This is a genomic window from Heyndrickxia ginsengihumi (assembly GCF_011008565.1).
Classification (GTDB): Bacteria; Bacillota; Bacilli; order Bacillales; family Bacillaceae_C; genus Weizmannia; species Weizmannia ginsengihumi.
In genome coordinates, this window is sequence record NZ_JAAIWK010000006.1 from 75,349 (window position 1) to 91,081 (window position 15,733).

12 protein-coding genes are annotated in these 15,733 nt (G+C 37.5%); 2 read left to right on the forward strand and 10 right to left on the reverse strand.

The features are described 5' to 3' along the window. The first annotated feature begins 9 nt into the window (after window positions 1–9). Window positions 10–948, forward strand: coding sequence for a 3-hydroxyacyl-CoA dehydrogenase family protein (locus G4D61_RS05965; RefSeq protein WP_306666534.1), 939 nt, complete (start codon window positions 10–12; stop codon window positions 946–948). A gap of 31 nt (window positions 949–979) precedes the next feature. Continuing rightward, entirely contained in the window at window positions 980–1,984 is a 1,005-nt protein-coding gene (locus G4D61_RS05970) for a LacI family DNA-binding transcriptional regulator (protein WP_235929331.1), read from the forward strand. A 161-nt stretch (window positions 1,985–2,145) separates the two neighbouring features. Here G4D61_RS05970 and G4D61_RS05975 read toward each other — a convergent pair whose 3' ends face one another. The 10 genes from G4D61_RS05975 to solA form a co-directional block, all read right to left on the reverse strand. Beyond that, entirely contained in the window at window positions 2,146–3,627 is a 1,482-nt protein-coding gene (locus tag G4D61_RS05975) for an MFS transporter (RefSeq protein ID WP_163173483.1), read from the reverse strand. Between the two features lie 110 nt (window positions 3,628–3,737). After that, on the reverse strand, window positions 3,738–5,183 hold the full coding sequence (locus tag G4D61_RS05980; protein ID WP_163173485.1) for an aldehyde dehydrogenase family protein: 1,446 nt from the start codon (window positions 5,181–5,183) through the stop codon (window positions 3,738–3,740). Window positions 5,184–5,201: 18 nt separating this feature from the next. Next, complete coding sequence (locus G4D61_RS05985; protein WP_163173487.1) at window positions 5,202–6,263, reverse strand: homoserine dehydrogenase; 1,062 nt, start codon at window positions 6,261–6,263, stop codon at window positions 5,202–5,204. A 4-nt stretch (window positions 6,264–6,267) separates the two neighbouring features. Further along, window positions 6,268–7,500, reverse strand: a complete 1,233-nt coding sequence (locus G4D61_RS05990; protein WP_025730061.1) for a M20 metallopeptidase family protein — start codon at window positions 7,498–7,500, stop codon at window positions 6,268–6,270. Window positions 7,501–7,533: 33 nt separating this feature from the next. Further along, window positions 7,534–8,727 (reverse strand): cystathionine gamma-synthase family protein, encoded by a 1,194-nt coding sequence (locus G4D61_RS05995; RefSeq protein WP_371316477.1) that lies wholly within the window; start codon window positions 8,725–8,727, stop codon window positions 7,534–7,536. A gap of 20 nt (window positions 8,728–8,747) precedes the next feature. Beyond that, a complete protein-coding gene (locus tag G4D61_RS06000; protein WP_163173489.1) occupies window positions 8,748–9,752 on the reverse strand; it encodes a cyclodeaminase in 1,005 nt (334 codons plus the stop codon). A gap of 28 nt (window positions 9,753–9,780) precedes the next feature. After that, window positions 9,781–10,968, reverse strand: coding sequence for a M24 family metallopeptidase (locus G4D61_RS06005; RefSeq protein ID WP_163173491.1), 1,188 nt, complete (start codon window positions 10,966–10,968; stop codon window positions 9,781–9,783). Window positions 10,969–11,270: 302 nt separating this feature from the next. Next, window positions 11,271–12,971, reverse strand: a complete 1,701-nt coding sequence (locus G4D61_RS06010) for a PucR family transcriptional regulator (protein ID WP_025730069.1) — start codon at window positions 12,969–12,971, stop codon at window positions 11,271–11,273. A 147-nt stretch (window positions 12,972–13,118) separates the two neighbouring features. Next, window positions 13,119–14,117: a hydroxyectoine utilization dehydratase EutB gene (gene eutB / locus G4D61_RS06015; protein ID WP_163173493.1), complete on the reverse strand. Its 999-nt coding sequence runs from the start codon at window positions 14,115–14,117 to the stop codon at window positions 13,119–13,121. 266 nt (window positions 14,118–14,383) lie between these two features. Continuing rightward, window positions 14,384–15,520: an N-methyl-L-tryptophan oxidase gene (gene solA, locus G4D61_RS06020; RefSeq protein WP_163173495.1), complete on the reverse strand. Its 1,137-nt coding sequence runs from the start codon at window positions 15,518–15,520 to the stop codon at window positions 14,384–14,386. Window positions 15,521–15,733: the final 213 nt, after the last annotated feature.

Below are 15,733 nucleotides of genomic sequence, written 5' to 3' on the forward strand. Positions count from 1 at the left end.
ATGTTATTTATGATAGATAAAAACATTTCTATCCTCGGCTCGGGAACAATGGGGCATTCAATTGCTCTCACAGCTGCTCTTGCCGGCTTTTCTATAAAAGTTTGGGGAAACGATCAGCATGATATAGAACGTGGAAGTAAAGAACTTCATAGGAAACTTGGTATTTTAGTCGCCGAAGAAGTAATTGACGAGTCTAAAAGTAAAGAAATTACAGAACGAATACAGTTTACGCTTTCTATCGGAAAGTGTATCCAAGACGCTTCTTTTATTATTGAAGCTGTACCCGAAATACTAGATCTTAAACAACGTTTATATGAACAATTAGATCAAAGATGTTCCATGGATGTCATTCTCGCCAGTAATACTTCTGGATTAAGTCCAACAGCAATCGCTTCACGCATGAAGCATCCAGAACGAATGATTGTGACTCATTTTTGGAATCCTGCCCATCTCATCCCACTAGTTGAAGTGGTGCGTGGCGAAAAAACAGCAGATAAAACGGTAAAAAAAGCCTTATCATTATTATCTGAAATGAATAAAAAACCTATTGAAGTTAAAAAAGACATATTAGGGTCAATTGGCAATCGGCTGCAATATGCTTTATTTCGAGAGGCACAACACATACTGGAGATTGGAGCTGCAACGGTAGAAGAGATTGATGCAGCCGTTCGGTACAGTATTGGGCGCCGGCTTACTGTTACAGGTCCTTTTATGACAGCGGATATGGGTGGATTAGACGTATTCCATCATATCTCTGACTATCTTTTTAAAGATTTATCTATTGCCCCAACATCATTATCAACAATGAAGACATTGGTTGCTGAAGGAAAATACGGGCAAAAAAATGGTGCAGGCTTTTATCAATGGTCCCCGGAGTTTTCAGAGAAAATGAATGCTGAACGCGAAAAAGAATTGATTAAGTGGTTAAAAATGGATCTTATGATATAATCATGGAAAAGTATGCATGGAGGAATGGCTCATGCAAAAAAATGTTACTGCTTCAGATGTAGCAAGGGCTTTAGGCATGTCTCAATCTACTGTATCTCGAGTTTTCACCCCTGGCGCAAGTGTATCTGCGAAAACTCGCAAAAAAGTTCTTGAAGCTGCACAACAAATGGGATATCGTCCAAATGCAATAGCTAGAAGCTTAATCACGAAAAAAAGTAATATGATTGGAATCGTAATGGGGGATGTTAAAAACCCATTTTACCCGAATGTACTTAGCATGTTTTCAAGAGAGCTTGGAAAGAAAGGTTATCATCTTTTATTTGTAAACACAAAAAACAACCAAATTAGCGACGACGAAATATTTCAGCTTTGTGAATACAATGTAGAAGGGATTATTATTACAGATGCTCTTTTAACTTCATCCTTAGCATCATATTTTAAAGATAAACAAATACCAATCGTCATGTTTAATCGCTATGAACAAAATTCACTTTTCCATGCGGTATCTTGCGACAATATTGATGGTGGTTATCAAATAGGGAAATACTTACTTACAAAAGGGCACCGTCATCTTGCCTTTATTTCAGGGAACCCTAATACATCCACTAGTCATGATCGAAAGAAAGGATTTCAAGAAGCTCTCCAAGAAAGCGGATACACATATACGACGGAATACGGAGATTACACATATGAGGGCTCCTATCAGGCAACATTGCGGCTTCTAAAATCAGCTTTACCACTCGATGCCATTTTTTGTGCTAATGACATTATGGCACTTGGTGCAATTGATGCTGCTAAGGAAATAGGGGTACGTATTCCAGAGGATGTATCCATTATAGGATTCGACGATATTGATCTTGCGGCATGGTCTGCTTATTCGTTAACGACTTGGAAACAACCAGTAAATAAGATGATTGCAGCAACAATTGAGTTACTGTTAAAACACATCGAAAAGCCCGAACAAAATAACTTGATTATCTATAAATCTATTAAAGGTAGCTTAGTTGAAAGAAAAACCGTGATGGATCGCCATTAATGTTGTTAAACTGTTATTTCCTCCTTGCGATCATTAAAATGATTCAATAATTGCTTCAAATAAATATTCCGATATTTATTTGAAGCAATTATGATTAATTTAAGCAAGATTTAACCTCAGTATTTTCTATCTTCATCATGGACAATTAATCTGTCTAGAGTTTAATGTAAGTTTTCAACTCGTTTTTTCTTTGACCCCATACTAGTATAATCCCCTTGATCTTCTACCTCTCTATTCATTTCTTGGATCCACCAGAAAGCTTCATTTGGTTTATTCAATAGTTCTTTAATTTCACTTGAATTCTCTACTACCGGAGAAGATCCACGTAATGATCTGCGGGCAGTTTCTTTTACAAAAAAGCCAACAATCACAATACCAAGTACACAAACGGCTATTAAATAATAAGCTGGAACCATACGATTTTTTGTCACACTCACGAGCCATGCAACGATTAATGGTGTTGTCCCACCAAATAAAGAGGTAGAAACATTATACGTGATCGCAAGTGATCGGTACCGGACTTTTGTAAAAAACAATGATGGCAATGTCGCTGGAAGAGTCCCTTGAAACGCTGCTAACAAACATCCAAGGATAAGCATGCCTAAAAAGGAAGCATAACTATTTCCAGTACGAACCATGATAAACACAGGTATACTAAGAACAATTGTCGCAATTAATGCCCCCTTAATGATAGGGTTTCTACCAATACGATCACTCCAATACCCCATTGCTAAAACAATTGGAGTGATGACAACCATGACAATCAGGATTAGTAATAAACCTTTTGTCTCCCCAAAGCCAAGTATTTCTGATAAATACGCAGGCATATAAGTAAGTACCATATAGCTCATTGTATTATAAAATATCACAATTCCTATGCAAATTAAAAATGGTTTCCAATGTTGCACGACCATCTCTTTAAGAGATATGTCTTCTTCTCTATCCTCTATTTTTTCAATTGCTTTGAACGCAGGAGTTTCTTCTAAATTTGTTCGAAAATATAAACCGATAAAACCTAACGGTGCAGCAATGAAGAAAGGAATCCTCCATCCCCATTCAACCATCGCATCACTTCCAAGAAGGAAGGACAATAATGTTACAATACCTGAACCAGCAATATAGCCAAGGAGTGTCCCAACTTCTAATCCGCTCGCCATAAAGCCCCGCTTTTTATCAGGTGTGGATTCTGCAATAAATGTCATTGCCCCTGCATATTCTCCCCCCGTTGAAAATCCCTGTATTAGCCTAGCTACTAATAATAAAATCTGAGCAGCTACACCAATTGTGGCGTAACTTGGAATAAGCCCTATACTTAAAGTGGCCAGCGCCATCATGGTTAAAGTAATTGTAAGAACTTTTTTTCGACCGAAACGATCACCGAGCATCCCAAAAAATAAACCGCCGATTGGTCTAATTAGGAAAGCAACTGCAAAAGTAGCAAAAGTGTAGATTAGCTGCACCGATGGGTCGATTTCCGGAAAAAATACTTTTCCAATCGTAACAGCTAAATATGAGTAAATACCGAAGTCGAACCATTCTACTGCATTTCCAAGAGATGTACCAATCATGGACTTTTTCGCAAGTTTATTATCAACAATTGTTATATTTTCTTTTTTAAATATTTCGTTTATTTTTTGGTCCATAACGTCAATCCTCCTTTTCACGATATGATATTTGCAGAATTTTCCAATATTTAAAAATGTATTTCGTTATTTCTTCTTATATATAAACTTACAATGAATAAATACGAGATTTATTCATTGTAAGCTAAATGAAAACAAACAACTTTTAACTCTGTCATTTCATCAATAGCAAATTTAATTCCTTCACGTCCTAATCCAGATTTTTTCACACCACCAAATGGCATAGCGTCAATTCTAAAATCACTGCTGTCATTGATCATAATACCACCAACATTCATCTTTGCAATTGCCTTGAAAGCTTTCCTAACATCATTGGTGAAGATTCCCGCTTGCAAACCGTAATCTACTGCATTTGACTGCTGAATAGCTGTTTCAAGCTCATTAAATGGATATAATAAGACAACCGGTCCAAAAATCTCTTCTTTCGAAATCATACAATCCTTCGGTACATTTGTGAGTACTGTTGGAGAATAGAATGCACCATTACGTTTTCCTCCAGTTAATATTACTGCTCCTTTTTGAATGGCTTCATCAACCATTTTTTCAACGCGAATCGCTTCTTTTTCAGTAATAAGTGGCCCCATATCAGTTAACATTGACTGTTTATCACCGATACGATATTGTTTTGTTCTTGCAACAAATTTTTCTTGGAAAGCTTTGATGATACTTTCGTGAATATACACTCTTTGAACACCTAAACAATTTTGACCAGCTGCCCAAAAAGCTCCTGAAACTGTTGATTCTACTGCTTGATTGATATCAGCATCTTCTAGTACAATCACAGGTGAATTAGAACCAAGCTCTAAGCTGAGCTTCTTCAGGCCAGCTTTACGAGCGATTTCTTCCCCTGCCTGAAGTCCACCAGTAAAGGAAATCATTCTAACTGCAGGATGTTTAACAAGAATATCTCCAATTTCATTTCCATAACCTGTTAACACGGATAATATTTTGGGAGGAAGCCCTGCCACGGAAAACGCTTCTGCAAGTAAAAGGGCACTTAACGGAGTAACAGTTGACGGTTTAACAATAATCGCATTTCCAGACGCAATAGCTGGACCAACTTTATGAGCAACAAGATTTAAAGGATCATTAAACGGTGTGATTGCACCGATTATCCCAATTGGAAAGCGTTCATAGTATCCAATACGATTTTCTCCTTCTGGAACTTGATCAAACGGAATCGTTTCGCCATGAATTCTTCTTGTTTCTTCGGCACTAATTCGCAATGTTTGAATACACCTTTTCACTTCCTTCGTTGCTTCACGAATTGTTTTACTGCCTTCTCGCGAAATTGTGCGTGCAAACTGCTCATGATGCTCTTCAATATAGTTTGCCGCCTTATTGATAATTTCCATACGTTTATGCATTGGTAAGTTCGCAGCAATTTTCGCGCCTTCTTTCGCTTCTTCAATACACTGGAGCATATCTTCTGCAGATGCAGCTGGAACAGTATGAATAATACTATTGTCCTGCGGGTCGCGAACTTCAATAATTCTTTCACGTTTCACCCATTTACCTGCTAAAAACATCTCACGACTAATCATTTGTGTTGTCATCCTATTACCCCTTTTCCTTTAAAATGAAACTTCTACTTGACTCTCCTGACGATGAATCGTAAGCAAATCTATTAAAAGCGAGAATCCTGTCTCCATTTTCCCTGCTCCTGGACCTGTAAGCATAACCGTATTTAATAGGTCGCATTCAAATAAGATCGCATTTGTTGCGCCGGTAATTGAAGCAAGTGGATCTTTCATATTTATTTTTTCAGGCATAACAGATGCAATAACTTTCCCGTCTTCTTTCTTAACTTTTGCCAATAGTTTCCAGCGTTTTCCTTCTCTTTTCGCCTGCTCAATATCATTTAAAGTAATATCAGTAATTCCCTTGCATAGTACTTCATCTACAGTTAGTGGCACATTCAATACATAGTTTGCTAAAATGACAGCTTTATATCGTACATCATATCCTTCAATATCACTCGTAGGATCCGCTTCTGCATAACCTAGTTTTTGCGCTTGTTTCAATGCTTCCTCAAAAGATAGCCTTTCTTCCTCCATTTTTGTTAAAATGAAATTCGTTGTGCCATTTAAAATTCCTTTGATTTCTGTAATATCATTTCCGATAAGCGTTGTTGCTGGCATTCTAAGTGCAGGTGTACCGCTCATAACGGTTCCTTCAAAACCCCAAAAAACGCGATTTTCTTTTGCAAATTCAGAAAGTTCTTTGTATGCTAAAGCTACTGGGCCTTTATTTGTCATAACAACATTTTTACCGCTTTTAAATGCGGCCTTACAATGATCAATCGCAGGCTGCCCTGTTGTTACGTCCGTGAATGACACTTCAATAATTGTGTCAGCATTTGTGTCACGGATCGTTTGAAAGCTATCCCATCCTTTTATCAACCCCGGAATATTTGGATAGTTTTCAAGATTACCTGTTTCTTCTAATACTTGAAGGACCTGATCAATATTTAAGCCATCAGGATGATAAATAGATCCTTTCATTAAATCTGAGATTGCCACGATAACTGCTTCAAACCCTTCTTCTTTTCTCAATGTTTCTTTCTTATCTCTTAAAATTTCAGCTAAGCCTTGACCAACTACGCCAAAACCAATAAATGCTAATTTTTGCACCAATGATTCATACCTCCAAAGAAATATTTTGAGTGAACGTCACTTCTCCCGCTAAAAATTTCAAAGCTGTCTGAGCAAGAATTGCAACGCCCATTGGCAAACAGTTTTCATCAATATCAAATATTGGGGTATGCAGATCTCTTTGTTCTCCATCTTGCAATCTGCACCCTAAAAAAAACATCGATCCTGGCAACTTTTGTGTTACATATCCAAAATCTTCTCCACCCATTCCAAATGGACGTTTTATAATTTGAAAATTGGGAAAAATCTCAGAAATAGTACTAGCAATCCAGCCATTTATCATCTTATTATTATTTAAAGCAGGCTCTCCTTTTTCTACATGAAATGTATAGCGCCCACCTAAATGTTCAACTATAGAAAACGCTTTCTTTAATTCTTCTTCCAATAGATTCCGCACCTCTGGCGTATAACTGCGTAGAGTTCCTTCCATCGCAACCTCTGTTGGAATAATATTACTTGCTGTGCCAGCGTGAATTTGACCAATACTAACCACACCTGCATCAAGTGCTGAAATTCTTCGTGAAATAATGCCGTGGATTGCCTGCATTACAGGTCCTAACATCCAGATAGGATCTGTTCCAAGCTCAGGATATGCCCCATGACCACCTGTTCCATAGATTTTCCCTTGAAATACATCAACATTTGCCATACTATACCCATCGTTTATTTGTGCCGCTCCAGCCGGAAGCCATGGACACATATGCAGTGCAATTGCTGCATCCACATCATCATAAGCACCTGCTTGAATCATGTATGGTGAACCAGAAAGCCCATTTTGATCTGTGCTTTCCTCAGCTGGTTGAAAGATGAATTTCACAGTCCCTTTCCATACATTTTCTTGAAAAGATTGAGCAAGTATTGAAGACACTCCCAATAAAATTGCTGTATGGGCATCATGACCACATGCATGCATCACACCATTATTTTCAGAACAATAACTTACCTTGTTTATCTCTGTAATCGGAAGTGCATCCATATCCGCGCGTATTGCAATCGTAGGGCCTTCACCTGAAGTTAAAATACCAATTACACTTGTCGCCGTTCCGATTCCTGTCTCCACTTTCATTCCTGGCATTCTTCTCAACGTTTCAGCAACAAATTGGGAAGTCCTGAACTCTTGAAAACTGAGTTCAGGATGTTGATGAAACGCTCGACGCCACTCGACTAATTGACTAAACAAACAATTTGCCTGTTTAAGAATCAGAGGATTATTTGGCATCTTCTCCACCTCCCCAAGTAAAATCGTAGTCTTTTAAACTTCTAATGCATTTTCAACATGGTTAAACGCTTGTTCGAAGTCTGCAATAATGTCCTCAATATCCTCGATTCCGCAAGAAATACGAATGAGTCCTTCTGGAATTCCCATTGCCGCACGTTCCTCAGGTGTACATTCAACATGGCTAGTTGTTCGCGCAGGGCCAACTGTCGTTTCAACAGCTCCAAGATTTGCTGCGCGATTCGCATATTGTAGTTTTGGCAGGAGATCTCTTACCGTATCAACTCCACCTTTAACAGCAAAGCTTAACATTCCGCCAAAATGTCTCATTTGTTTTTTTGCCACTTCATGATGCGGATGCGTTTCAAGCCCTGGATAATAAACAGCTTCTACTAACTGTTTGTTCTGTAAATATGTTGCAAGTCTCATTGCATTCTCACATTGTTGACGAACACGCAGATGGAGTGTTTTCATTCCTCGTAAAATGAGATATGCTGCCATTGGATCCATCGTCGCTCCATTGATTTCTCGAAAATGGTAAATTTTTTCGACGAGATCCTTTGATCCACATACAACACCGCCTAATGCATCTGCATGCCCTCCTAAAAATTTCGTTGCACTATGAATAACTAGATCGACGCCTAAGGTAAGCGGGTTTTGATTAATCGGTGTTGCAAATGTATTGTCAACGATCACTAGTGCGCCAACAGCTTTTCCTGCCTTTGCCATACGTTCAATATCGGTAATTTTAACAGTAGGGTTTGTAGGTGTTTCTAAATACAATATTTTGCAGCCTTTTGCCACTTCGGCTTCAATTTGTTCGTGATTTCCGGTTTCACAAAGTGCAACCTCAACTTGTTGACGCGGTAGGAATTCTGTGAAAATTTTATTCGTTCCCCCATATGTATCTTTAATAGAAACAATACGGTCACCAGGAACTAAAAAAGTTGATAGCGTATTGCTGATTGCAGCCATCCCCGTTGAAAAGCTTGTTGCTGCTTCTGCTCCTTCTAAAATCTTGATCTTATCTTCAAATGCTTGAACAGTTGGATTCGTGTTGCGGCCATAAATATGCCCTTTTTTCTTTCCAATCGCGACATCATACCATTCATCCATATCATCATATCCATACGCAACACTTAGAACGACTGGAACTTGTGTTGCACCATGTACTAAATAATCCTTTTCTCCTGCCCACACTGCTTTTGTACCTAATTTAATATGTTCCATTGTCATATGATCACTCCTCATTAGCTTTTTAATGATAAAATCTGTTGATCTACATTCAAACCTGCATTTCTTTTTTCCATTTCCGAATAAGCAAATAAAGCAATTGCAGTATCTTGTACTCCTGTCCCTGTCAAATCACAAACCGTTATTTGCTCATCATCTTCCCTGCCCTGAATAGCTTCTGATACTACTTGACCTAGCTCGATTATCGAAGCGTTTGGCTGTATTACATGTTGTTCAATTGCATGATGCAATTCTCCTAAGCGGGCACATTGTTCTTTTGTATCACAAACGAGCTTATCTGCGCGCGAGAGAACTTCCGCCTCTAACTCTTGTTTATGTTCAGCATCAGACCCCATTGCCGTAATATGCAAACCAGGATGAAGCCACTCTGCTTTAATAACAGGAGCTTTTGCCGGTGTCGTCGTAATAACGATATCACTTTCTTTCACAACTCTTTCTGCACCATTTGCTATCTCTACATCTACTCCAAGTTCAGTTGAAATGTCTGCCGCGTATTGTTTGGCCCGCTCAAGGGAACGTCCATATACAATCACTTTTTTAAAATCCCGCACTAACTTTAATGCTTTTACTTGATATCTTGCCTGACCACCTGTTCCAATAACACCAACGGTTTCAATATTTTCTTTTGCTAAAAATTTGCTAGCAATAGCTCCAGCTGCCGCCGTTCGGACATCTGTCAAATAGCCATTATCTAGCAGAATCGCCTGTGGAACACCAGTTTTTGCGCTAATTAACATCATCAATCCGCTGCTGCTTGGCAGACCTATTTGATAGTTATTAAAGAACCCTGATGAAACTTTAATTGCAAACATATCTTTTCCCTTGATATACGCTGTTTTCACATCAACTTCACCGTTTTCGTCGTGAATGTCAACGCGCATAATCGGTGGCATTGTTACTTCATTGCTTGCCAATTTACAAAATCCTTCTTCAATAATAGAAATAACTTCTCTATTTAATAAAATATGTTTTCTTAACTCCTGCTCTGTAAAAATAAGCATAGATTTGCTTCACCGCCTTACAACCTCATTAATTTTTTGTTAATATTCCATCTTTGATAAATAACTGCCGCGGAAGAGAGGCAAATGTTTCACACCCATTTTCAGTTACTCGTAATGCTTCACTCGCTTCAAAGCCATATTGGTCTAACCAAACACCCGGAATGAGGTGGAAAGTCATATTTGGCTGTAAAATTGTTTTATCTCCTTTTCTGATGCTCGCTGTATGCTCACCCCAATCAGGAGGATAATTCAAGCCCATTGCGTAGCCAATACGCGAATCTTTAACAATACCGCTTTTTTCAATTGTCTTTCTCCAAGTTTCCTCAATTTCTTCACATGCAATACCAGGCTTAATCATATCAAGACAAGCATTTAGCCCTTCAACTACTACATCCGAAAGTGTTTTAATCTCCTCTGAAGGTTTTCCGATATTAACCGTTCTAGCAAGCGGTGAATGATAGCGTTTATAGCAACCTGCCAATTCTAAAATAACGGTATCCCCTTTTTTATAACGTTCATCTGTCCATGTTAAATGCGGAGTAGATGTTTTTTCGCCTGATGGCAGCAGCGGTACAATTGCTGGATAATCACCGCCGAACTCTGGAGTTCCTTTAATCTGAGTATGGAAAATTTCTGCTGCGACATCACATTCACGTACACCTTCACCGATTAATTCGATACCTTTCATCATCGCTTTTTCAACGATCTTCGCAGCACGCTTCATATACTCAATTTCCGTGTCAGACTTCACAAGACGAACCCAGTTCACTAACAGTGTTGCATCCTTAAGTGATGCATTTGGTAATCCTTTTTTCAGTTGTTCATAACATTTAGCTGTAAAATAGTAGTTCTCCATTTCAACACCGATTGTGCGGTTATCTTGGCCAATTTGTTTTAAAATATCAGCTACAAAATCCATCGGATGCTTCGTATTCGATTGAACATAGTCATCTGGGTAAGGAATTATATTTTCGTGATAAAGCCATGTCGTAACCTTCGCACCATTTGCATCCTGGCCACGGCCGATCCAAATCGGTTGTTCTTCATCGATCATAATAATGAGCATTTGATGTACGTAAAAAGACCATCCATCATAACCAGATAAATAATTCATATTTGCTGGGTCTGTAACAAGTAATACATCGATCCCTTGTTTTGACATCCGTTCTTTTGTTTTATAAATTCTTTCTTTATATTCAGCTGTTCCAAATGCCATGAGCATTGCCTCCTATTCGTTTTGGTCACGACTTATTTGTAAAAACTTTGTTAAATTTTATATTTTCATTATAGTAAATTACGTTAAATACAATCATCCGTAAAAATGTAAGAAATTTTAAAGTATTTTTAGTCAGAATTTAATAATTTGTTAAAATAATTAACAAAAATAGGTTGTCTAAAAAGTCTTCGAAACTCTTTATAGACAACCTATAATCAATGCTGCATCGTTCTACATATAAATTACTATATTTTTTAGACAAATATAGATAGCAGAACGTTACTTATCTCACTTTTAATAAGTTATTTTGCTTTAGCTAGCCCCATTTTCCATGTTTTAATACTTAAGTCTAACAAAAATAAATCATCTGTATCATTTAAAGAAAGTCCAGTTAATGCTTCAATCTTTCTTAATCGATATAATAATGACTGTCTATGTAAATTAAGCATTCTCGCAGTCTTACTTACATTTCTATGGCAGTCATTATAGGCACTAAAGGTATCGATTAAATCCATATGATGCTGCTCGTCATATCGAATCAAAGGTTCAATAGTAGATAAAATGACAGTCTTCATCTCGTTATTCTTTGCTAGATTTAGCAACAAACGATCAACCTGTGTATGCTCGTACATCATACGGTAACCGATTCCTTTTTTGCTTCTGCCAATTTCTAAGGCAACTTTTGCATTTTCATAACTTTTATGAAATCCATCTAATGTATTCAGTGGATTACTAATCCCCCATGAAATGACAACTTCCGGGATTAAGTTTCGTAAACGCCTTTCAACAAGATCCAAAAAGTCAGATGGATTTACATTTCCTTTATCTCCAGAGATCTCCAGAAAAATAAGTAATCTTTCTTCCTGGTATGTCAACATGACCTCTCTCTTAAGAGATTGGGCTGCATATAAGATTTCTTCCTCAATATAACGAATCATGTTATCGAGCCAATTTCCAAATGTTGCATAATCATGTTTTCTTTTTTGGAAAAGAGTCTTTAAATTTTCTGCAAACCCCACAATACATACATATGGAACTTTAAGATTATAGCCTAATAATTTAGCTCTTGAATTTGCCTGATTCCAATTATGAATATCGCCTTTAGCAAGTTCCTGTACAAAATCACTGCGAAGAGACATTTTCGTGTTCTCTATCGCGTTTTTCCGCGAAAGCCAAAGTGCGATTGTTGTTGAAGAATGTTCTAAAACATTGATTCGGTACTGTGTTAAGAAATCATTTATTGTTATATGTGGTGGTAACATCACAATTAGATAACCTTGAGCATCACCTAGCCCTTGTAAAATGGGCATTTGCACAATAATTTGTTCATCAATTTCAAAGATTTGGAACTTACTAAACATCGGATCGTGCATAGCAACAGATGATGGACTCTTTATTGGGGAATTTTCTCGCATCATAAGGAATTTCCATTGATCAATGAAACTTTGCCGATGACTATTTTGATCAAGCATGACCCCTTTTCGATCAATCAGCATAATCGGGCAGCCAATTTGCTTTTGAATAAACCTTGAAATTGTATTAATATCACTATTTTTTAAGATTAACTTTAAAAGCTCTTGCTGGACTTGCTCAGACCTTTCGCGATCTTTATATTGAATACCATTTAGCTCCTTCATTACATCTTCAATAATATTCGCGAAACGGACCTCCCAAGGAATTTCAATGATGACAAAATTTTTCTCCTCCGCTAACGCAATCACTTCTTGGGGAATTTGAAATATATGCCTTCCTAAAGCAATCATTAAAGCTGATGCTTCAGATTCTATAATATCTTGAACAAATTTTTTAAATAATTCAAGATCCTGCCCGCAGCCAATCGCCGTACTCAAAACAGCTTCATTTTTGCGGACAAAATTTTCAACTGGCATTTCAATAACTGAGATCCATTGAACATACCGTTGGTCAAGAAATTTTTTCCCGGTTCTCACCCTAGCACTTTCCATTATCTCAAATGTTAGAACGTCGTTTAATGTTAACGTCATGTTGTCCCCCTTGCAAGAAAGATTCAAATCATTGAAAAAAAACAAAAGATATAGATGAGCCGATATCCAGACATTAAACGAACATGTAAGCAATGCTCCCAATGAAATCATAAAAATTTCAATCTTTTAGAATAGCTACCATTCTTTTCAATTTTGGTATTGTTGAATAACTTGGACTAATACAGATAGATCTACATTTTGGCCGCTAATAATAATTGCAACTGCACCATCTTGATGAGAAATTTTATTTTCCAAAACTGCTGCGACTCCCGTGGCTGCTGCTCCTTCAATGATTAATCTGTGTTTATCCATCATAAAAGCCATACTGTTCGCAATTTCTTTCTCTGGAATTAAGATGACGTCATCCATATATTGCTTTACCATTCGAAATGTATATTTATTATCTAATCCAATCCCGCCTAGTAAACTATCTGCGAGGGTATCCTGTTCTGGCAATGCTACTGGTCTTCCAGCCCTTAAGCTTTCATACATAACAGCTGCTTTTTCCATTGAGACACCAGTAACTCGGACATCCGGAGTACTTGACTTTAAAGCCAGCCCGATTCCAGACAGCAGTCCACCTCCCGAAAGTGGAACAATTACATTCGAAAGGTTTGGTACATCTTCTAATAGTTCTAAACCAATTGTTCCCTGGCCAGCAATGATATCGGGGTCATCAAACGGCTGAATAACCGTTAGGCCTCTCTCTCTCTCTAATTCATAACAGCGCTTTCCGGCGTCATCCTGGCTATCACCATAAATCTCAATATTGGCGCCTAATCTTTTCAACGAATCTACTTTTGCCTTTGGAACTCGATTAGAAATACAAACAGTGGCATCAATGCCAAGCTTTTTTGCGACATATGCAACAGCCATCCCATGATTACCTGTTGAATAAGTCGCGACCCCTCTTTTCTTTTCCTCGTCACTTAAACTTAAAATTTTATTTGCGGCACCTCTAACTTTAAACGCACCAATCTCATGAATATTCTCAAGCTTTAAAAAAACCGGGCGTCCAAGTTTTTCTGACAGTACTAGGGACTGAAGAATTGGAGTTTTATTGACAATAGATGCAATTCTTTTCCTTGCTTCCCAAACATGACGAATGGTTACCTCATTTGTTTGATTAGCTGCTAATTTACTCATTTCTACCCCTCCTTATTCTATATAAATAACTAAAAAACCTTTTATAAAATGGACTCTCACTTTCTCTCAATTATTTAATTTGATCATTTATTAATATGTTATTTTTTATAACATCAAATGTAACGTAATATATCGAAAGCATATACTTTATCGTATTTTTTGTCAATGTAAAATATTCAGATATATCTATTAACAATGCGCATTTTTTCTTTTATGTTCTAAAAAATGAATACAACTAGCCATTTATCACTACATTTATATTTTCATTATAATTTTTGAAAACGCACTGGATCAAATAGCGTAATATCATGATTTGTTTTACCTTTTATCACAAGATCCGAAAGGATTTCACCGATTACGCTGCAAAATTTAAATCCATGGCCGGAAAAACCGCCTGCAATTGCGACATTATCATAATTTGGATGTTTTCCAAGCACAAAATGTCCATCAGGTGTATTCGTATAAAAACACGTATCAATTGTAACGTCATTTATATTTAAATCTGGAAATCTTTCAGCAACTAATCGTTGAATTGGCGCTATTTCCTCTGAAGAGACCTCCCGATCTAGTTCATCAGCAGTTCCAATTAATCCCCCTTGATGAAAGGCAACTTTTGTTCCTTCACCGTGGAACCCAGGCATACCGTAAATATTTAAATCATTTGTGTAATGCCAGCAAAAGATTGGAAATTGATCAGGATTGAAAATTTCAGGTTTATTCATGGCTTGAAACCACGTAGGTACCTTACGTTGGACTTCGAGCGGAATCGTAAAACCGAATAAGTCCGGGTTCCACGCTCCTGCTGAAATCACGAGCTTTTCTGCTTTATAGATTCCTTTTTCTGTATATACCGTGATCCCGCCACCTTCTTGACCCCACTTTAACACTCGTTCATCTGTTTTGATTTCAAGTCCTTCAGATATGGCTATTTTTAAGCAAGCTTCAATACAAGCTTCCGGAAAAAGAACACCTGCCGTTTTCTCATAAACTGCAACCTCATCTTCCGCGAGATAAAATGCAGGAAAACGTTTAGCCATTTCCTTCGCAGACAGCATCTCATATGGTAAATTGTATTGTTTTGCACTTGTAATCGTCCCTTGAACAATTTCACAATTCTCCGGACCTATCATTACTCCGCCAATTTCAGCGAGTAGGTCTTTTCCCGACTCTTCCTCTAATCTACGCCATAATGCATGTGCTCTTTGTGCAAGCGGCACATAAGAGGCACCCTCGAGATAGGCTTCTCTAAAAATCCGGGTATGACCATGTGAAGAACCAAACTGATGAGGCGGCTGAAAGCGATCAATCCCCAAAACTCGCAACCCTTTTTTCATTAAATGATAGGCAGCAGCACTTCCCATGCCTCCGAGTCCAATAACAATTACATCATAAGTCTTATTCATCCTTTTCCTCTCCTTTTTTACAATTACTTGTGAAATACTTCTCTAGCTTGTTTATTATTAAATAACATAAATCAACTTCATTTACACATCAATCATTTAAAATGTAAGAAAACTCCTTTCTTTATTCTTACATTTTGCGTAATAGAATCCTATAAAACAAGTAAATATAATTTAACTAATTTCAAAGTCTTCCAAATTTGAAAGATAAACATA